This is a genomic window from Lutibacter sp. TH_r2, from assembly GCF_033101135.1.
GTDB lineage: Bacteria > Bacteroidota > Bacteroidia > Flavobacteriales > Flavobacteriaceae > Lutibacter.
Window position 1 is genome coordinate 25,642 of the sequence record NZ_JAWMPV010000005.1, and the last position, 19,534, is coordinate 45,175.

The window sequence follows — 19,534 nt, forward strand, 5'->3', positions numbered from 1 at the left end:
AAAATAATAACAACATATAACATTTTGTTAAAAAACTATAGATTGCTTCAAAACACATTTAATATAGTTGAACATCTAATTATGTAGGTTGGTAAAATAAAAGTATTTGTTTATTAAAAGTAGAGATTGCTTTATTAACATTCGCAATGACGTTCGCAATCCGTTATTGTGAGAAGAAATAGTTAGGAAGTAACGTTTACTAAAAAAAAAGAGCTAGCAATTTGCTAACTCTTTTATATTGTATGTTGAAAAGATTTAAGTTGTTTGAACTTTAAATTTCATTAAACCTCCAATTTGCTGAGCCTTTTGCAATGCTTTGATTGCATTTTCACCTTTAAAATTAGCTTTAATAGTTGTTTCCCATAACTCAAGCCATTTATCAAAATGTTTAGGTAACATTTTTTCTTTTCTATTTAATGAAATGTGTTTTAACATTGGATTTCCTCTGTAATCACCATTTCCTAAAATAAGTGTTTCCCAAAAACTATACATAATTGGCATATGTTTAGCCCAATCTACTGGAACAACATTAGTAAAGAAAAAACCTATAGTATCATCTTTCACAACGTGTTTATAGAATTCATCAACTAAAAACTCAATATCTTTTCTATTCTCTATATCTTTCAACTGAAATTATTTCTGTTTTTCAGCAGTTAAACTAGCAATTTTCACAATAACATCTCTTGCTAATTCCATAGATTCAGCTGGTACATATTCGTAACGTCCATGGAAATTATGTCCACCAGCAAAAATATTTGGACAAGGTAAACCTTTATAAGATAGTTGAGAACCATCAGTTCCTCCACGTATTGCTTTTATAAGTGGTTTAATGTTTAATTGTTTCATGGCTTCTTCAGCAATATCAACAATGTGCATTACAGGCTCCACTTTTTCTCGCATATTAAAGTATTGATCTTTAATTTCAACTTCAACAGTGCCTTCACCATATTTTGTATTTAATTCAGCTACAACTTCTTCAACTAATACTTTACGACCTTGAAATAATTTCATATCATGATCACGAATAATGTAGTAAAGTTCACTTTTTTCAACTTCACCTTTCATAGTGTGTAAGTGAAAGAAACCTTCGTATCCTTCAGTTTCTTGAGGAATTTCGTTTTTAGGTAACGCAGCAATAAACTCACTTGCTATTAACATAGAGTTTATCATTTTCCCTTTTGCATAACCAGGATGAACAATTTTACCGTTAATAGTAATTTTTGCTCCAGCAGCATTAAAGTTTTCATACTCTAATTCACCAACTTGGCTACCATCCATAGTATAAGCCCATTCCGCACCAAATTTATCTACATCAAACATATGAGCACCTTTTCCAACTTCTTCGTCAGGTGTAAAACCTACACGAATTTTTCCATGTTTAATTTCTGGATGCTTGATTAAATAATCCATAGCTTCCATAATTTCTGTAATTCCAGCTTTATCATCGGCACCTAATAATGTAGTCCCGTCTGTTGTGATTAAGGTTTGACCTTTATATAAAAGTAAATCTTCAAAATAACTTGGAGACAAAACTATATTTTCCTCTTTATTTAAAACTATATCTTCTCCGTTGTAATTTGGATGAAATTGTGGTTTTACATTGGTTCCTGAATAATCTGGACTAGTATCTATGTGCGCAATAAAGCCAATTGTAGGTACTTCAAAATCAACGTTTGAAGGTAATGTTGCCATTATATAACAATTATCATCAATTGTTACGTCTTCCATTCCAATTTCTTTTAAATCTTCTATTAAAACTTTGGCTAAATCCCATTGTTTTTCAGTACTTGGAAAAGCTGGGTTTGTTTCGTCTGATTGTGTATCTATTGTAATATATTTTACAAAACGATCTATTATTTGTTGCATGTTTTTTAAATTTTTATCAAATGTACAATTTTAGGTTAACCTATTCAGTTACCTTTTTATTAAATTATTCTAAAAAAACGACTGTTTTTTGAATTGAAATAGATTCGCAAAAGCGTTCATTTATATTGTGTTCGCCATATACTTTGGTTGTAGTACTAAAATAATTAGTTTTCGAAAGCTTTGTAAAAAAATCTAATTGATGGTAAGTAAATCCTTTTTTATTTCCTTTTGAAAGATACCAATAAGAAGGTTTTTTGTTAAATTTCTCTTTTCCATATGAAACTAATTCTAAATCATTAGCAATAAGTACAGAATCTATTTTTTTAATAAAACTAGTATCAAATTTCAATTCACCTAAATTAAAAGAAGTGTCTAGAATATATGTTTTAGTTAACTGTTTTGTAGTATCTGCAGTAAATATTTCAGATTGAAAGGAGTTGTAGTATAAATTTGTTTTCCAATTTTTAGGAATTTCAATTTTATAATTTTTTCTAAAATCAGTAAATTGTTTTGTGTTTTTTATTTTTGAAGTAGAGCAGTCAAATCTTTTTTCTAATTCAAATTTATTAGAACAGCTAATTATTGAAAATAAAAGAATTAAATATAAATACTTCATTATTTAATAGTCATTTTAGCAACTACATTTTCACCAGAAACCCAAGCATTATTTTTATCTTTTATGCGAATACTGTAAAAAGATTCGTCGCTAACTTTTTCCCAAGATTTACCTTCGTTATTAGTGTAAAAAACTCCGTTTGTAGAAACAGCAAATAATTCTTCGCCATTTCCCCATGGAACATACTGTACACAACTCACATATTTTGGACTGTTATTTTCAGCGATAACTTCCCAAGTTTTTCCACCATCATTTGTAATAGCCTTATTTGCAGAATTACCAAATTTATCTGTGTAATCTCCTCCGCAAATGATACCTTTTTTTCTATTGTAGAAATCTACTGAATAAATTCCTTCAGAAGCTTTACCTTGAAGAATAGGTGTGTCAAACACTTCCCAAGTAATGCCTTTATCAGCTGTATGAAAAACTCTTGCTTTTTTTCCACCAGTTACAACCCATGCATGATCTTTTACAATAGCAATGTTTGTATTACTAGCGGCAAAAGCAGCTTCACCATCTTCAGTTTTAGGTAAATATTCACAAGGAATTTTACCCCAAGCTTTTCCTCCGTTACGTGTTATTAAAATAGATAAGCAGTTTTCAGTAGGATCACCAATAGCAATACCACTATCTTTATCCCAGAATTTTATAGCATCGTAAAAAACTTTTTCATGTTCTTCTTTGTAAACAATATCTATTTTCTTGTTTTTATATCTGTAAAGTAAAGCTGGATTACCAATACTTATAGCAAACATAGCATCAGCAGTATAAGTTAGCGCTCTAAAATGTGGAACTATTGAATCTGTTATTATTTTATGACCAAGTTTTATTTTTTTCCCTCCTGAAATTACTCCGAAGTCTCCAGCTGAACCAGCATAAGCAACTGTAGAATCGTTTATAACTTCAATAGCTCTAATACTGGAGCCTTCCATATCAAATTTTTTAAATTCAACTTCCACAGTTTCTCTAGGAGAGTAGCCACAACTTATAAATAGTGGTATGCTTAATAATGAAAGAAATTTAGATCTCATTTTTTGATGTTTTAAGCAAATGTACTTAAATATATTGCAAAAAAAAGACCGATTTTAAATCGGTCTTTATATTTTTATTTGAAAAGATTAATTTCTAATAAAATAATGTTTATCTAAATACATTTCTTTTTCAAATTTGTTATCTAAATTTTTAAATTCTAGCAACTCAATTGAGTTGTTATTTTTAGCTTTTAGTATAGGTTTTGAAGATAAACCACTAATTGCATCTAACGCTGCTTTTAAAACAACTTCATTTTCATCTCCAAAAGGTAAAATAGAGTTCCAGTATTCATATTCTACCACTTCAATATCTGGAGTAAAACCATTATAATAATTACTTTCTCCTAATTTGTTATAAATTTGAAAAACAATTGGTTGCATTGCGTTTTTATGTGAAGAGTTTGCAGAATCTACATCTAAATAATCAGAATCAGGATCATCATATAAGGTTATAGATCCAACGTTTTTTCCATAGGTGGTTGTTCCAATTACAGTTACAGGTATAAATGGTTTTAAACCATTAATTATCATTTCACTTGCTGAAGCAGTGCTGCCAGAAACTAAAACGTAAATTTCGGAAATTGTGTTTAATCTATTAATGTTTTCGCTTCCTGTAATATCTCCATCAATATTAAAAATGGTTAATTCATTATAAAAAGGGTACGTTTTATTTTCATCAGAATGTTTAGAATTAAATTTTAATTCGGCAAAATCATCAGTACCAGCATTTTTATAAATCATGCTCGCTAAAAAAGCAGATGTTAATACAGAGCCACCACCGTTTAAACGTAAGTCCAAAACTAATTCGTTAATTCCTTCATTTTGAAAATCTGCAAAAGCAGCATTTAGTTCATCGTTGTACGATGATCTAAATCCGTTATATACTAAATAACCAACTTTTTTTCCATTAATATTATCAAATACTTTGGTGTAATGAACTGGATTTTCAGATAATTCAACTGCTGTAATTGTTTTATCTTCCACATTGGTTAAAACACCATTGTTTTCAGTAACAAAAGATAGGGTAACTGTTTCTTCGGATAAATCTGCAATAACAGAACTGTAATTAGAAGTTGTTGTTAACACACCATTAATGGCATTAAAAATAGCGCCTCTTTTTATTTCAGCTTCACTTGCAGGAGAATTTGGAGCAACATATCTAACATAAAAAATAACATCACCATCAGTATTAATTTTTACCGCTTGTAATTTCAATCCAAAAGATTTTGAAACACCTTGAAAAGCTAATTGTTGTTCAACATAATCTTCTACAAACCAAGAAAACCGATCTGTATTTCCAGTATCAAATAATAATGATTGAAATAATTCTTCCGGAGAAGCGTAACTATTTATATATTCATAATAACTATCATAATTATCATCTTTACTATCCGCTAAATTGGTTACATTTTCTTGCCAGTTATACCAAGAGTTCATTCCTTTCCAAACAAAATCATTTATAGAATTGTCTATAGTAGCAGAAGGGTTATCGATTCCTATAAAATTATTATTATCGCAACTAGTAGTAGAAAAAGTGATTATAAATAGTATTAAAAATAGTTTCTTCATTTTTTATAAATTTATTTACAGTATGTTAGACGCAATTTAGAAAAATTAATTACATTTTTTAAATACAGCTGTTACAAAAACGTAACTTGCTCGTCATAATTATGAAATCGACTTAAAAAGATTTAGAAAACCAAATTTAAAATAATGAAACAATCAGAGTTTCTGAATACAGTAATGCCATTTAAAGATAAAGTTTTTCGTTTAGCGAAACGCCTATTGGTATCAACTGAAGAAGCTGAAGATGCAACACAAGAATTATATTTTAAGTTATGGAAAAATAGATCTAGTTTAAGTAATTACAGAAGTGTAGAGGCTTTTGCTATGACAATGACAAAAAATTATTGTTTGGATCGTTTAAAATCTAAACAAGCAAGTAATTTAAGTTTAATACATAGTAACTATAAAGAAAAAGATACGCCTCTTCAAAAAAAAGTAGAATTGAACGACAGCGTAAGTATGGTACACAAATTGATTAACAACTTACCTGAACAACAGAAACTAATAATACAGCTTCGAGATATTGAACAATATGAGTTTGATGAAATTGGAAAAATGTTAGACTTAAAACCTACAGCAGTGAGAGTTTCATTATCTAGAGCTAGAAAAACAATTAAAGAACAATTAATAAAACAACACAAATATGGAGTTAGCTAACATAGAAAAGTTGTTGGAAAAATACGAAAATGCTGAAACAAGTATTGCAGAAGAAAACGAGTTGAGAAACTACTTTCAAAACAATTATGTTCCAGATCATTTGCAAGAATACCAAGTGTTATTCGGATATTTTTCAGCTAATAAACAAGAGCGTTACACAAAAACCATTCAATTAAACAGTCAAAAGAGGAATTGGAAATGGTTATCAATTGCAGCGTCTGTAGTGTTATTAGTAAGTGTATTTGCTGGTTATCAAAAAAAACAGCACAATAAAGCGGAAAAAATGTACAACGACACGCAAATGGCGTTGGGAATGCTTTCCCAAAATTTAAATAAAGGAAATATTGCAATTACTCAATTGCATATTTTTGAAGACACAACAAACAAAATTTTTAAACAACCTAAAGAAAAGTAACATGAAAAAAATAATTATAATATTAGTAATAGCACTATTTTCATTCAATAATTATGCTCAAAATTCAATTTTTGACAAGTTTGAAGATATGGATGATGTAACAACAGTTGTTGTATCACAAGATGCTTTTAAAATGCTTGCCAAATTTAAAGGTGGCGGTGAAGAAGGACAAGAATATTTTGATATGGTAAAAGGCTTAACATCGTTAAAAGTTTTTACTACTGAAAAAAATGAAATTGCAAGTCAAATGGCTGTAGCTGTTGCAAAATATTTAAAATCTACAAAATTAACAGAGTTAATGCGTGTTAAAGATAAAGATGCAAATGTAAAAGTATATGTGCGTAAAGGAAAAGATGAAGATCATGTAAGTGAATTGCTAATGTTTGTAAGTGATATGCAAAATAAAGCAAATCAAGAAGCTGTAATATTATCGTTAACGGGTGATATTAATTTAAATAAAATATCAGAACTAACAGAAGCTCATATTCCAAATGGCGGTTTAAAAAAGCAATAATCAAATGAAAAATTCAATAAAATTATTAGGACTGATATTTATGTCAGTCCTTTTATTCACGGCTTGTAATAATAATCCTTCATTACAAAAATATTATGTTGATAGTAAAGAAAAGGCTGAATTTATTTCAGTTGATTTACCTGCAAGCATTATTCAATTAAAAGAAGGCGATGTTTCTGAAGAAGTGAAAACAACGTTAAACACCATTAAAAAAGTAAACTTTTTAGCGCTTCAGGTTACAGAAGATAACAAAGAAATGTTTGAATCTGAAAAAACAAAAGTAAAAGCAATTCTAAAAAATCCTAAATTTAAAGAATTGATAAGAATGAATAGAGGTTCTGGAAGTGTATCTGTTAATTATTTAGGTGAAGAAAATGCAATTGACGAAGTTGTAATTTATGGATCAGATAACACTAAAGGCTTTGCGTTAGTTAGAGTTTTAGGTGAGAATATGAATCCTTCGGATATTTTAAAAATCACGAATGAAATTAAATTAGATAATGATTCACAACAACTTAAACAGTTAGAAGGAATTTTTAAAAATATTTCAAAATAATACGCTAAAAATAAAAATTATAAAAGAGGCAAACTATTTACAGTTTGTCTCTTTCTTTTTTAACTAGTATTTAACGCCTATAAGCACTTAAAATACTATTTTTGAAACTTATATTAAATATTAAACTTTATTAATGAAAAAAATAGTAGTAGTTTTTTTGTTATTTATAACGTCAATAACACAAGCACAAGAAAAAATCTACAGAGCAGAGCGAGAAAAAATCAACGATTTAATTCATACAAAATTAAAAGTAGACTTCAATTTTGAAAAAAGTCAATTAAATGGTGAAGCATGGATAACTTTAAAACCACATTTTTATCCTACTAATACGCTAGTTTTAGATGCAAAATCTTTCGATATACATGCTGTAAAAATTAATAATTCTGAAGCACCATTTAATTATTCAGATAATGAAATTACCATTGAATTAGGTAAAACGTATACAAGAACTGAAACGTATATTGTATATATAAAATACACAGCTAAACCAGAAGAAGTTACCCAACAAGGAAGTAAATTTATAACCGATGCTAAAGGACTATATTTTATTGATCCTTTAGACGAAGATCCAGAAAAACCAACACAAATTTGGACACAAGGTGAAACAGAATCGAGTAGTTGTTGGTTTCCAACAATAGATTCACCTAATCAAAAATCTTCACAAGAAATTTATATGACAGTTCCAGATAAGTTTGTAACCTTATCCAATGGAGACTTAATAAGTCAAAATAAAAACAGTAATGGAACAAGAACAGATTATTGGAAAATGGACGAAAAACATGCTCCGTATTTGTTTTTTATGGGAGTTGGTGATTATAGCGTAGTTAATGACACTTGGAATGGATTAAAAGTTGATTATTATGTTGAGCCTGAATACGAATATGTAGCAAAAGATATTTTTGGATTAACACCAGAAATGCTAACATTTTTCTCAAATTTAACAGGTGTTCCATACCCTTGGGATAAATACTCACAAATTGTAGTGCGTGATTATGTAAGTGGTGCTATGGAAAATACAACAGCAGTTGTACATGGTGAAGATGCTCAACAACATAAAGGTGCTTTAATTGACGAAAATAAATGGGAAGAGACCATTGCACACGAACTATTTCACCATTGGTTTGGAGATTATGTGACTACCGAAAGTTGGGCAAATTTAACAGTGAACGAATCTTTTGCAACCTATAGTGTTTACTTATGGTATCAGTATAAATACGGTCAAGATAGAGCAGATGCTCACATGGAAAGTGATATTCAAACGTATTTTCAAAGCGATAGTGAAAGTAAAGATTTAGTTCGGTTTTATTATAAAGACAAAGAACACATGTTCGATCCTGTTAGTTACCATAAAGGAAACGCTATTTTAAACATGCTACGAGATTATTTGGGTGATGAAGCTTTTTTTGAAGGAATGAAACATTACTTAACAAAACATAAATTCGGTACAGCTGAAGCTCATGATTTACGTATTGCTTATGAAGAAGTTAGCGGAAAGGATTTAAATTGGTTTTTTAATCAATGGTATTTTGGTAGTGGACATATAAACATGGCTGTTTCTTATGATTATAACACCATTAATAAAACGGTAACTGTAAATATAAAACAATTAGGAAAAGCTTTTAAATTTCCTTTAAGTATTGATGTTTACGAAGAAAATGGAGTTGTAAATCGTCATAATGTTTGGGTTAATGGTGATGATAGTTCATTTACATTAAATTTTACAAAACTTCCTAAATTAGTAAATGTTGATGCAAAAAGAATTTTACTAGGTAAAATTTCAGACCGTAAAACACTAGAGCAATATATCTATCAATACAATAACGCTCCAAAATATTTAGATAGAAAAATTGCGTTAGAAGAAATAGCTAAAGAACAACAAGAAAATAAAGATGCATACAATACGCTGTTAAAAGCTTTAAACGATTCATATTACGAGCTACAAATATACGCTTTACAACAATTAGATTTGTTTCCTAAACATCAAAAGAAAGATGCAATTAACAAAGTAATTGCTTTAGCTCAAAACAATACTAAAACATTAGTAAAAGCAGAAGCTATAAAGGTTTTAGGAAAACTAATAGATCCAATTTATAGAAATTACTTTTTAAAAGGAATTGAAAGTGAATCTAATGCCGTTTTAGGAGCTTCACTTGTTTCACTGTATCAAATTGATAAACCAACTGTTTTAAACAAATTAAAACAATTAAATGAAGCTACAAAAGAAAGTTTATCAGATGCAATTGTAAACATTTATATTAACGAAAAAGACAAAACAAACCTACCATTTATAGCTAACAATGTTTTAAAAGGAATGTTTTTAAGTCAAGATAAACGTACACAAAATATGTATGGAGAAGCTTTTAAATGGATTTCTGAAAGTGATAATAAGGAAGCTATCCAAAATTTAACTAACAATTTTGTAAAACTGGGACAACAGTACAAAAAATTTAATTTTGATCAAATGGCCGTAAATATGCTAAATCAAATGGTATATAAACAGCACCAATCTAGCAACACTAATAAAAAAGAACTAATTGTTATTATTAAAACAGGAATGGCAAAATTAATAGAACAATAAAAATTAAAATAATAAAACTACTTAAAAGCTCATCATTAATTTGATTGAGCTTTTTTTATGGCGTATAATTTTTAAATGTTCCATTTTTATAAAAAACAACTATTCTTTCAATTTCATTGGAAGATAATTCTAAACTGTTATCAACAACGCTTTTCTTTTCTTCTGAATTTTCCGTATTTGTAAAAAGAGTAGTAGCCGTACTTTTTTTATGTTCTTTTGGAAAAGTTCCTTTACCATTTAATAGCCAATACAAATCTACTTCAGGAAAGGAGTGAACCACTTTTAAAACAAAATCTAAACTAGGTTTATTTCTGCCAGAAATAATATGAGAAATACTAGAGCGCTGAATTTGTAACTTTTCGGCAAAATTAGATGCGGAAATAGAGTAGTAGTCAAGTATAATTTTTAGTCTTTTTGTAAATGCTTCACTGTTTACCATTGTGAACTATTATTTTGTTTACAAATATATACAATTCAATTTTAAATGTATTGTTGTTTGTTTTATTTTTTTAATAGAACAGCGGTAAATATTATACTATAACTTTATATAAATACGCTTAATAAATTATTTTTAAGTTGTTTATGTTTGCAATATAAATTTCACTTATAACAAGTTTTACCTAGTAATTAAAGAAGATCACTCTATTTAATATTGTAAACAAATAACAATACAAAGTGTGTTTACATTTGTAATATTGCCTTAATTTACAATTGTAACATTATCTGCTAACTTGTTAATAATTTAAATTCTTCTAAAAAAATAAATCGATAACCATATATTTGTTTTATGATAGAAATGGACATACAAACAATACAAAATTGGTACAAAGAAAATTTTGAAAATAACCTTTCAGGACGAAGAATTTTATTTACTGATATTGAAGCATTATTAAATACGTTACCATCTAGTTACCATAAAAAAATAATTGGTAATTCAGAAAATGGTATTCCAATTTACCAAATAAGTATTGGTAGTGGAAAAACTAAAGTTCTAATTTGGTCTCAAATGCATGGGAACGAAAGTACAGGAACAAAAGCAATGTTTGATTTGTTTAAGTTTTTAGCTGATAATAATACTATTGCTAAAACAATACTAAATAATTGTGAACTTGTTTTTATACCTTTATTAAATCCAGATGGAGCAATTAGATTCACAAGAGAAAATGCAAATGGAATTGATTTAAATAGAGATGCAGTAGATAGGTTAGCTGTTGAAAGTAACATACTTCGCAATGTTTTGGATAATTTTAACCCACAATTTTGCTTTAATTTACACGATCAACGTTCTATTTTTAATCCTGAAAACTCACCAAACCCAGCAACCTTATCGTTTTTAGCACCTTCAATAAGTGAAGAAAGGGAGTTAACAAATGGCAGAATAGAAACCATGAGTGTAATTGTAGCAATTAATAAAATGCTGCAAAAATTAATTCCTGGTCAAATAGGAAGGTATACCGATGAATTTTATCCAACAGCAACGGGAGATAATTTTCAAAAGTTAGGACATAATACAATATTATTTGAAGCAGGTCATTTTCCTGATGATTATGATAGAGAAAAAACTAGAGAGTATAATTTTTATGCGATGTTACAAGGTTTGTATTTTTTAGCAACTGCGAATTCTTTTACAGATTATAAAGATTACTTTAATATTCCTAATAATGATAAAAAGTATTTAGATATTATTTATAGAAACTTAAAAATACCTGTAGAAAATAAAATAGCAATAACAGATATTGGTATTCAGTTCAAATTCAAGGTTTTAGAAAATAAACTACATATGTATAAGGCTATTGAAACAACTGGTAATCTTTCAAAATATTATGCAAATTCTGTTATTAATGCAGAAAAGTTAGATTATTTAGATTTAGAATTGTCAAATTCGTAAATATTATATGTTATTTTCATTATTTTTTTATATTTTTGCCAAGTAAATTATTATTTTCAATAAAAAACAGATCATGAAAAAATTTATGTTAGATGAGATAGATCATCAAATTTTAGATATTTTAATCGAAAACGCACGTACACCATTTACTGATATAGCTAAAAAATTAGTAGTTTCAGCAGGAACAATTCATGTTCGTGTAAAAAAAATGGAAGATGAAGGAATTATCAAAGGATCTACATTAACATTAGATTACGAAAAAATGGGCTATTCTTTCATTTCTCATGTTGGTATTTACCTTGCTAAAACTTCTAAAACAAAACAAGTAATAGAAAGTTTAAAGCAAATACCAAATATAACTATTGCTTACATAACAGCTGGTAAATACAATATTTTTTGTAAAATTAGAGCAAAAGATACTACACATGCTAAAGAAATTATTTTTGAAATTGATGATATAGATGGAGTTTCAAGAACTGAAACAATGATTTCTCTAGAAGAAAGCATCAACGATAAAACAAGATTAATGCATTCAATATTTAGAGAAATCTAATACTGAATTAACGATAGTTGAAAATACCTTATCATTTTTATGATAAGGTATTTTTTTTTGGAGCTAATTTGTTAATTTTAAACTACCTAAAAATTACAAATGAAAACTAGAAATCAATCTTCTAATATTCAGTTCAATAGTTCTGGTGTAGATCAAAAACAATTAATAGAACTTTATAAACGTCTATTAAAACCTAGACTAATAGAAGAAAAAATGTTAATTCTATTACGTCAAGGTAAAATTTCAAAATGGTTTTCTGGAATAGGACAAGAAGCAATTGCGGTTGGAGTTAGTAGTGCACTTTCTCAAGATGAGTATATTTTACCAATGCACAGAAATTTAGGTGTTTTTACTACTAGAAACATTCCTTTACATCGTTTATTTTCTCAATGGCAAGGTAAAAAAAGTGGTTTTACTAAAGGAAGAGATCGATCGTTTCATTTTGGAACACAAGAATTTAAAATTATTGGTATGATTTCTCATTTAGGGCCACAATTAGGTGTAGCAAATGGAATTGCATTAGGAAATCTATTAAAAAAAAATAACCAAGCTACTGCAGTTTTTTGTGGAGAAGGTAGTACAAGTGAAGGAGATTTTCATGAAGCTCTAAACGTTGCTGCTGTTTGGAAATTACCTGTATTATTTTGTATTGAAAACAATGGCTATGGATTATCAACGCCCTCAAAAGAACAATTTAAATGCAAGCATATTGCAGATAAAGGTATTGGTTATGGTATGGAAAGCCATATTATAAATGGAAATAATATAATTGAAGTCTATACAAAAGTTTCTGAAATTGTAAAAGAAGTTCGAAAAAATCCACGTCCTGTTTTAATTGAGTTTAAAACTTTTAGAATGCGAGGTCATGAAGAGGCAAGTGGCACTAAATATGTTCCCAAAAAAATATTAAAAAAATGGGCATTAAAAGATCCCATAGAAAACTACCATGCTTTTTTAAAACAAGAAGGAATTCTTACTGAAAAATTAGATGTACTAATTAAAGAAACCATTAGCCAGGAAATTACGGAACATTTAAAAATAGCTTTTTCTGAAGAAGAAATTGAATCTAGTGTAGAAAACGAATTAGCAGATGTGTATAAACACGTTAATTTTATAAGTTCACAACCAAAACCACCAACAAAAAATATTCGTTTAGTTGATGCTATTTCTCAAGGATTAAAACAAAGTATGGAACGTTTTAATGATTTGGTAATTATGGGACAAGATATTGCTGAATACGGAGGTGTTTTTAAAATTACCGAAGGTTTTTTAGAACAGTTTGGAAAAGAACGTGTTAGAAATACGCCAATATGCGAATCTTCAATAATTGAAGCTGCTTATGGTTTGTCTATAAACGGAATAAAATCTGTAGTTGAATTACAATTTTCAGATTTTATAACATCAGGATTTAATCCAGTAATAAATCTATTAGCAAAATCTTTTTATAGATGGAATCAAAATGCAGATATTGTATTACGCATGCCATGTGGAGCGGGAGTTGGAGCAGGACCTTTTCATAGTCAAACTAATGAGGCTTGGTTTACAAAAACACCAGGATTAAAAGTTGTTTACCCAGCTTTTCCTTCAGATGCAAAAGGTTTGCTAGCAACTGCTATTGAAGATGAAAACCCTGTGTTGTTTTTTGAACATAAAGCATTGTATAGATCTGTTTATGAACATGTTCCTGAAAATTATTACACCATTCCATTTGGAAAAGCATCTATTTTACAAGAAGGTAACGACTTAACAATAATAACATACGGAGCTGGTGTACACTGGGCTTTAGAAGCGTTTAAAAAACATCAATTTTCAGCAGATATTATAGACTTGCGCACACTACAACCTTTAGATACTACAACTGTTTTCAATTCGGTAAAAAAAACAGGAAAAGCACTAATTATACAAGAAGATAGCTTATTTGGAGGTATTGCATCAGATCTATCAGCATTAATAAGTGAACATTGTTTTAACTATTTAGATGCTCCAGTAAAAAGAATAGGAAGCATAGAAACACCTATTCCTTTTGCAGCAAATCTCGAACGCATTTATTTGCCAAAAAATCGAATTTACAGTGTTATAAAAGACTTAATAAATTACTAACTGATTTTTATCATAAAAAACAATATAAAGATGAGTTAACTTTAAATATGTCTTCAGAAAAATTGTTAAAAAATAATGCGTCTTTTTATAAAGCCTGCTTTGATTCTATGCAGGTTGGAATTTTAATATTCAATAAAAAAGGTGAAATTATAATTAATAACAACCCTATAAATAGCATTTTTGGATTTAATTTACATCAAAATATATCTATTTTTGATTTATTTGATAATGTTTCTGTTATTAAAGAATATATAATAAATCCTACTTCAAAAAAATTCTTAAAACCTATAGAATTAAAAGGTATTACAACTAAATTACAAAAAACATTAGAAGTTGTTTTCGGAAAAATTAATTTTGAAGAACAGGAGTATTATAAATTATTAGTAACTGATATTTCCGATAGAAAAGAAAAAGAAACCAAAATAATAAATAGAAATGCAATTTTAGAAAAAAGAATAAAATTGCAAAATTCAGAACTAGACAAAATTATTAGTCAGTTAAATAACTCTATAAATTTAGAAACTAAATTATTAGAATCTGTTCAATATTTGTTAAATAATAAAGAAGAGGAGAGTGATTTTTCAGATTATTTTATCAATCAAAGTAAAAAATCAGATTTAACTACCAAAGTAATTGATGAATTTTTAGCGACTAAAAATGTTTTTCATTATAAAAAGGGAGAAGCCATATTCTGCCAAGGAAATAAAAGTAACTTTATATTTTTAGTTAAAAAAGGAGCTGTTAAAGTATTTAAATTAAGTGAGTTAGGAAAATCTCTAACAACAAGACTTTACACTAAAAACAGTTTTTTTGGTTACATGTCCTTTATTAGAGAACAATCACATTCTCAAAATGCTGAAGCATTAACTAACGTAGAGCTTTATAAAATTCAAAAAAGAGAAATTATAATTTTACTTCAAAAAAATCCAAAAATAGTAAACGTAATATTAAATATAATAGCCAATGATTTAGCTGAAACTAAAGATTTGTTATTAACGTTTGCTTATGGTTCCGTTCGCCAGAAAGTGGCTAAAATTCTACTAAAATTATTTAATAATAAAGAATTAGTTTCTAATAATAAAATTACCATTTCTAGAGTAGATTTAGCTAACTATGCTGGTATTGCAAAAGAAACTTTAATTAGAACTCTTCATGATTTTAAAGAAGAAAATTTACTGAAACTCACTGCAAAAAATATTGAAATATTAAATCCAATTAAACTTCAAAAAATATAATTTAAAGTGACAACTATCATTAGACCTGCTGATGCAAATCATTTTATTTTGAGAAAAGTATATGTAAATTAGAGGTATGATTGGGTATAAGATTTAAATCACCTAGTATACCACCGCATGGTATAAATTTTAAATAGAAGGTTAATACTAGAAAAGATTGTGTCTAAGGGTAAGTTTCAGAAATGGTTAGTTTGTGAAATAAAAGCACAAAAGGTTAATTTATAAGTTTAGTCTTCTATATGAATCCGAGAGGATGAAAAATATCCTCTCGGATTTTAAAAAAAATTAAATAATTTAAAACAATAAAAAAGTGAAAACAATAGAACCTAAAAAACCATGTAGTCAATTAACATTTAAGCAATTACATGTTGAAGTTAAAAATTGGATATCTGAAATAGAATTTATTTTGATAGAGCAAGGTTTTTTTAATGAAATTATTGTTGAACATACACTAGAAATCTGTAACACATCTAATTTTACAAAAGCTAAACTTTTTCTAAATGGAATAGAACATGAAGATAAATTAGGAACAGAAATGATTGCAAAAATAAAAGAACATCAAGTAAATATAGATTTGTTAATTGAAAATATATATTTAAAAAAAGAAAAAGAAATTAGAAATACACATGAATTATTAAAGTTAGAGGTGAATATTTACATCGAAAACTTTAGATATATAAAACAACAAGTATTTGAATTAGTTTTACATGTAATGAAATTAGAAAAGCAGCAAAGGCTGCTAACAAAATAGGTAATTCATTCAAATATATTTATTGCCGTTTTCAAATTTTGGTTCTTTAACATTTTGAATAAATTATTAAAAATAGTTTTTACATTAGTAATTATTAACGTTCTAATTATAAAGGTGAAAATAATTTTTTAATGAAGAAAACTAATTAATTTCCTTAAAACTGATTGGGGTGAGTTTAAGATAGATTAGTTATTTTTTTGAGTTCAAAATTAACAAAGTATCAATTTAGTAATTAAGAGTTAAAATTTGAGAGCGGCTTTTTTTACACATCAAATTTCCATTTAAATTCCGTAATTATTTTTTTCCAATCCAATGGGAGTGAAGCCTTTATTATTAATTCTTCAGCAGTAAAAGGATGTTTAAATTTTAATAAATACGCATGTAAAAACATGTTATGACAATCAAAATTATTTTCAAAATTTCTATTGTGAAAACGATCTCCATATTTATAATCACCAACAATTGGATGACTAATTTTATTCATATGAATTCGTAATTGATGCATTCTTCCTGTTTTTGGTGTTAACTCAATTAAACTGTAACGTGATGAATTATAAGGGTGTACTGCAATATTTAATTCAATAGAAGAAATAGATTTACAAATTGTAAGCGCATTTTTATAAACTTTAGTATCTGGATTTTTTACTGGAGAATCAATTGTAGTTTTATTAGAAACAATTCCACGTACAATAGCAATGTATTTTTTCACAATATTTTGAGAAGTAAATAACTCTTGAAATTCAGAAATATACTTTTTATTTTTAGCTAATAGAATAACACCCGAAGTTTTTCTATCCAATCTGTGAACTGGATATAATTCAAAACCAAACTGAACTTTAAGAATATCTACTAAAATATCCGTTTTAATATTTCGCGAATAATAAGAATAATGAGTAAGCACATTGTTTGGTTTATTCACCACAATACAATAATCATCTTCAAATAAAACTTCTAAATTCATTTTGCGAATATACACGGAATTAAAATAAAATAAGTCTAAATTAAGTAACTTGCAGCTTCTTAATAAAAATAATAAAATGCAATTTCTAACACAGTTTTTAACCAATTATAGTTTAACCGTTTCAGGATTTTTTATTGCTTTTATTGCAACTATACTTTTAGGAATGGGAAAAGCAGGTATTAAAGGTATTGGTGTTGTAATTGTACTGCTAATGGCTTTTGTTTTTGGAGGAAAACAATCTACCGGAGTTTTACTTCCGCTAATGATTATTGCTGATATTTTTGCCGTAATTTATTACCACAGACATACACAATGGTTTTACTTAAAAAAACTGTTACCTTCTATGTTTACGGGTGTTTTAATAGGTGTTTGGATTGGAAATTTTATTTCTGAAACTCTGTTTAAACAAATAATGGCCATTTTTATTTTAATAACTGTAATTGCCATGATTTATATGGAGAAAAAGAAAGCTAACGACATTCCTTCACATTGGACATTTTCTAGTGGAATGGGACTTGTTTCTGGATTTACTTCAATGGTTGGTAATTTAGCAGGATCATTCACTAATATTTATTTTTTAGCAATGCGACTTCCAAAAAATGAATTTATAGGAACTGCTGCCTGGATGTTTTTTATTATAAATATGTTTAAATTACCTTTTCATATCTTTTATTGGAAAACCGTAAATTTACATTCTATAAAAACAGATTTAGTATTAATTCCTGCAATTATAATAGGTTTTGTGCTAGGAATTATTGTTTTAAAACACGTAAATAACAACTTGTATAGAAAATTTATTTTTGGTGTAACAATAATTGGAGCTATTTTAATTTTAATTGAATAAACATGGATGAATACTTTTTCCAATGTCCGTATTGTTGGGAAGAAATATCAATGCTTTTTGATAGTTCTGTAAATTCTCAAACCTATATTGAAGATTGTGAAGTATGTTGCAATCCTATTGAAATTGAAGTTAATTTTAATCATGGAATTCTTGAAAGTTTAACTCCAAAAACTACTTAAGCTTTTACTTTTTTTCTGTTTATTATTTTCAAAATAACAATTGAAAAGAAACTACAAAACAAAAAACCAATAAATAGAGGTAAAGCACTATCAATTACATATCTACCAATAAGTGAACTTATTGGAACAGCCATAATTGTTGAAATAAAACCAGTAATGGCAGCTCCAATTCCAGCAATATGACCAATAGGTTGCATGGCAAGTGCTCTTAAATTTCCAAACAAAAATCCAATAGCAAAAAATTCCAATGCAAAAAATATTAATAATACATAAAGTGGAGGATTTCCACCATTAAAAAACAGTATTATATAGATCAAAGGAACTATAAAAAAAGAATACAAAGCTAGGGTTGCCATTTTTTTCATTCCAAATTTTATAACTAAAGCACTGTTTGATAAGCTCGAAAGTCCTGTAGAAAATGCCAATGCAGCAAAAACATACGGAAACTCATCAATTAATTGATATTGCTGTTGAAAAATCTGTTGTGAAGTACTTAAATACACCATAAAAGATCCAGTTATAAATCCAGAAATAACAGTATATCCTAACGTTTGTTTGTGTTTAAGAACTTCTTTAGTTCCTTCTATAAATAATACTTTAGTTAACTTTACTCCATATTCTGGATGTAAGGTTTCGGGTTGTCTTTTCCAAAACCAAAAACAAATAAGCAATACTATTACCAATTGAATATAAAAAATAGATTCCCAGTTGTAATTATCTAAAATAATCTTTCCAAAAGCAGGTGCAATTATAGGAACAAGAATAAAAACTACCGTTATAAAAGACATAATTCTAGCCATATAATCTCCACTGTACGTGTCTCTTACAATAGCAATACTTATAGTTCTTGGAGCAGAAAGTCCAATTCCTTGTAGAATCCTTCCAAAAATCATTAATTCAATAGAGGAGGAGTTCACACATATAAAACTGGCAATTATAAAGAGTGAAAATCCCATATAAACAATAGGTTTTCTTCCAAAATTATCTGAAATAGGTCCAAATAATAACGGTCCAATTCCTAATCCAAGAAAAATCATAATAATTAACAATTGATTCTCGCTATTATTTTGAGTTCCAATAGATTCACCTATAATTTCTAACGCAGGAAGTAAAGCATCAATAGCTAAGGCAGCAACCGACATTAACGATGCCATTAAGGTTATAAATTCAAACTGTGAAACTTTCTTCTTTTGCATTGGGCAAATGTACTATAATTGAATTTTA

Annotated in this window: 20 protein-coding genes; 12 read left to right on the plus strand and 8 right to left on the minus strand. The window is 27.8% G+C overall.

The genetic code is table 11. The features are described from left to right. Positions 1-255: 255 nt before the first annotated feature. From R3X25_RS13365 to R3X25_RS13385, 5 genes are all read right to left on the minus strand, one after another. Positions 256-627: a group III truncated hemoglobin gene (locus R3X25_RS13365; RefSeq protein WP_317675433.1), complete on the minus strand. Its 372-nt coding sequence runs from the start codon at positions 625-627 to the stop codon at positions 256-258. A gap of 6 nt (positions 628-633) precedes the next feature. Further along, complete coding sequence (gene pepT, locus R3X25_RS13370; protein ID WP_317675434.1) at positions 634-1,866, minus strand: peptidase T; 1,233 nt, start codon at positions 1,864-1,866, stop codon at positions 634-636. Between the two features lie 64 nt (positions 1,867-1,930). Then, a complete protein-coding gene (locus R3X25_RS13375) occupies positions 1,931-2,482 on the minus strand; it encodes a hypothetical protein (protein WP_317675435.1) in 552 nt (183 codons plus the stop codon). After that, positions 2,482-3,513, minus strand: a complete 1,032-nt coding sequence (locus R3X25_RS13380) for an oxidoreductase (protein ID WP_317675436.1) — start codon at positions 3,511-3,513, stop codon at positions 2,482-2,484. The genes R3X25_RS13375 and R3X25_RS13380 overlap by 1 nt, the downstream gene beginning before the upstream one ends. Positions 3,514-3,600: 87 nt before the next feature. After that, complete coding sequence (locus R3X25_RS13385; RefSeq protein ID WP_317675437.1) at positions 3,601-5,082, minus strand: S41 family peptidase; 1,482 nt, start codon at positions 5,080-5,082, stop codon at positions 3,601-3,603. 144 nt (positions 5,083-5,226) lie between these two features. Here R3X25_RS13385 and R3X25_RS13390 point away from each other — a divergent pair, with 144 nt between their 5' ends. From R3X25_RS13390 to R3X25_RS13410, 5 genes are all read left to right on the plus strand, one after another. Then, entirely contained in the window at positions 5,227-5,736 is a 510-nt protein-coding gene (locus tag R3X25_RS13390) for an RNA polymerase sigma factor (protein ID WP_317675438.1), read from the plus strand. Then, positions 5,723-6,151: a hypothetical protein gene (locus R3X25_RS13395; RefSeq protein ID WP_317675439.1), complete on the plus strand. Its 429-nt coding sequence runs from the start codon at positions 5,723-5,725 to the stop codon at positions 6,149-6,151. Before R3X25_RS13390 ends, R3X25_RS13395 begins: the two co-directional genes overlap by 14 nt. 1 nt (position 6,152) lies before the next feature. Further along, positions 6,153-6,665, plus strand: a complete 513-nt coding sequence (locus R3X25_RS13400) for a DUF4252 domain-containing protein (protein WP_317675441.1) — start codon at positions 6,153-6,155, stop codon at positions 6,663-6,665. A 4-nt stretch (positions 6,666-6,669) separates the two neighbouring features. Continuing rightward, positions 6,670-7,221, plus strand: a complete 552-nt coding sequence (locus tag R3X25_RS13405; protein WP_317675442.1) for a DUF4252 domain-containing protein — start codon at positions 6,670-6,672, stop codon at positions 7,219-7,221. A gap of 133 nt (positions 7,222-7,354) precedes the next feature. Further along, positions 7,355-9,799 carry a M1 family metallopeptidase gene (locus tag R3X25_RS13410; protein ID WP_317675443.1) on the plus strand — a complete coding sequence of 815 codons (2,445 nt, stop codon included), beginning with the start codon at positions 7,355-7,357 and terminating at the stop codon, positions 9,797-9,799. 55 nt (positions 9,800-9,854) lie between these two features. Here the strand turns inward: R3X25_RS13410 and R3X25_RS13415 are convergent, their stop codons facing one another. Further along, positions 9,855-10,238: a helix-turn-helix transcriptional regulator gene (locus R3X25_RS13415; protein ID WP_317675444.1), complete on the minus strand. Its 384-nt coding sequence runs from the start codon at positions 10,236-10,238 to the stop codon at positions 9,855-9,857. Between the two features lie 357 nt (positions 10,239-10,595). Between R3X25_RS13415 and R3X25_RS13420 the strand changes: the two genes are divergently transcribed. The 5 genes from R3X25_RS13420 to R3X25_RS13440 all read left to right on the plus strand — a co-directional run bounded on the left by R3X25_RS13420 (position 10,596) and on the right by R3X25_RS13440 (position 16,326). Then, positions 10,596-11,687: a M14 family zinc carboxypeptidase gene (locus R3X25_RS13420; protein ID WP_317675445.1), complete on the plus strand. Its 1,092-nt coding sequence runs from the start codon at positions 10,596-10,598 to the stop codon at positions 11,685-11,687. A gap of 70 nt (positions 11,688-11,757) precedes the next feature. Further along, entirely contained in the window at positions 11,758-12,240 is a 483-nt protein-coding gene (locus R3X25_RS13425; RefSeq protein WP_411556583.1) for an Lrp/AsnC family transcriptional regulator, read from the plus strand. A gap of 99 nt (positions 12,241-12,339) precedes the next feature. Continuing rightward, complete coding sequence (locus R3X25_RS13430; RefSeq protein ID WP_317675447.1) at positions 12,340-14,340, plus strand: dehydrogenase E1 component subunit alpha/beta; 2,001 nt, start codon at positions 12,340-12,342, stop codon at positions 14,338-14,340. 47 nt (positions 14,341-14,387) lie between these two features. Then, positions 14,388-15,575: a Crp/Fnr family transcriptional regulator gene (locus R3X25_RS13435; RefSeq protein ID WP_317675448.1), complete on the plus strand. Its 1,188-nt coding sequence runs from the start codon at positions 14,388-14,390 to the stop codon at positions 15,573-15,575. A gap of 310 nt (positions 15,576-15,885) precedes the next feature. Further along, positions 15,886-16,326 (plus strand): hypothetical protein, encoded by a 441-nt coding sequence (locus R3X25_RS13440; protein ID WP_317675449.1) that lies wholly within the window; start codon positions 15,886-15,888, stop codon positions 16,324-16,326. Positions 16,327-16,588: 262 nt separating this feature from the next. Here the strand turns inward: R3X25_RS13440 and R3X25_RS13445 are convergent, their stop codons facing one another. Next, the gene (locus R3X25_RS13445; protein WP_317675450.1) at positions 16,589-17,287 is read right to left on the minus strand and encodes a pseudouridine synthase; all 699 of its coding nucleotides are present in this window, start codon (positions 17,285-17,287) and stop codon (positions 16,589-16,591) included. Between the two features lie 76 nt (positions 17,288-17,363). Here R3X25_RS13445 and R3X25_RS13450 point away from each other — a divergent pair, with 76 nt between their 5' ends. Both R3X25_RS13450 and R3X25_RS13455 read left to right on the plus strand, forming a co-directional pair. After that, positions 17,364-18,131 (plus strand): sulfite exporter TauE/SafE family protein, encoded by a 768-nt coding sequence (locus R3X25_RS13450; RefSeq protein WP_317675451.1) that lies wholly within the window; start codon positions 17,364-17,366, stop codon positions 18,129-18,131. A gap of 2 nt (positions 18,132-18,133) precedes the next feature. Beyond that, positions 18,134-18,310 carry a CPXCG motif-containing cysteine-rich protein gene (locus tag R3X25_RS13455; RefSeq protein ID WP_317675452.1) on the plus strand — a complete coding sequence of 59 codons (177 nt, stop codon included), beginning with the start codon at positions 18,134-18,136 and terminating at the stop codon, positions 18,308-18,310. Here R3X25_RS13455 and R3X25_RS13460 read toward each other — a convergent pair. Continuing rightward, on the minus strand, positions 18,307-19,506 hold the full coding sequence (locus R3X25_RS13460; protein ID WP_317675453.1) for a multidrug effflux MFS transporter: 1,200 nt from the start codon (positions 19,504-19,506) through the stop codon (positions 18,307-18,309). The two genes, R3X25_RS13455 and R3X25_RS13460, sit on opposite strands and share 4 nt — an antisense overlap. Positions 19,507-19,534: the final 28 nt, after the last annotated feature.

Bases quoted from the DNA above. Each gene is read 5' to 3' on its own strand.
- pepT (WP_317675434.1), bottom strand. From the start codon at position 1,866: ATGCAACAAATAATAGATCGTTTTGTAAAATATATTACAATAGATACA.
- R3X25_RS13375 (WP_317675435.1), bottom strand. From the start codon at position 2,482: ATGAAGTATTTATATTTAATTCTTTTATTTTCAATAATTAGCTGTTCT.
- R3X25_RS13380 (WP_317675436.1), bottom strand. From the start codon at position 3,513: ATGAGATCTAAATTTCTTTCATTATTAAGCATACCACTATTTATAAGT.
- R3X25_RS13385 (WP_317675437.1), bottom strand. From the start codon at position 5,082: ATGAAGAAACTATTTTTAATACTATTTATAATCACTTTTTCTACTACT.
- R3X25_RS13390 (WP_317675438.1), top strand. From the start codon at position 5,227: ATGAAACAATCAGAGTTTCTGAATACAGTAATGCCATTTAAAGATAAA.
- R3X25_RS13395 (WP_317675439.1), top strand. From the start codon at position 5,723: ATGGAGTTAGCTAACATAGAAAAGTTGTTGGAAAAATACGAAAATGCT.
- R3X25_RS13400 (WP_317675441.1), top strand. From the start codon at position 6,153: ATGAAAAAAATAATTATAATATTAGTAATAGCACTATTTTCATTCAAT.
- R3X25_RS13405 (WP_317675442.1), top strand. From the start codon at position 6,670: ATGAAAAATTCAATAAAATTATTAGGACTGATATTTATGTCAGTCCTT.
- R3X25_RS13410 (WP_317675443.1), top strand. From the start codon at position 7,355: ATGAAAAAAATAGTAGTAGTTTTTTTGTTATTTATAACGTCAATAACA.
- R3X25_RS13415 (WP_317675444.1), bottom strand. From the start codon at position 10,238: ATGGTAAACAGTGAAGCATTTACAAAAAGACTAAAAATTATACTTGAC.
- R3X25_RS13420 (WP_317675445.1), top strand. From the start codon at position 10,596: ATGGACATACAAACAATACAAAATTGGTACAAAGAAAATTTTGAAAAT.
- R3X25_RS13430 (WP_317675447.1), top strand. From the start codon at position 12,340: ATGAAAACTAGAAATCAATCTTCTAATATTCAGTTCAATAGTTCTGGT.
- R3X25_RS13435 (WP_317675448.1), top strand. From the start codon at position 14,388: ATGTCTTCAGAAAAATTGTTAAAAAATAATGCGTCTTTTTATAAAGCC.
- R3X25_RS13445 (WP_317675450.1), bottom strand. From the start codon at position 17,287: ATGAATTTAGAAGTTTTATTTGAAGATGATTATTGTATTGTGGTGAAT.
- R3X25_RS13450 (WP_317675451.1), top strand. From the start codon at position 17,364: ATGCAATTTCTAACACAGTTTTTAACCAATTATAGTTTAACCGTTTCA.
- R3X25_RS13455 (WP_317675452.1), top strand. From the start codon at position 18,134: ATGGATGAATACTTTTTCCAATGTCCGTATTGTTGGGAAGAAATATCA.
- R3X25_RS13460 (WP_317675453.1), bottom strand. From the start codon at position 19,506: ATGCAAAAGAAGAAAGTTTCACAGTTTGAATTTATAACCTTAATGGCA.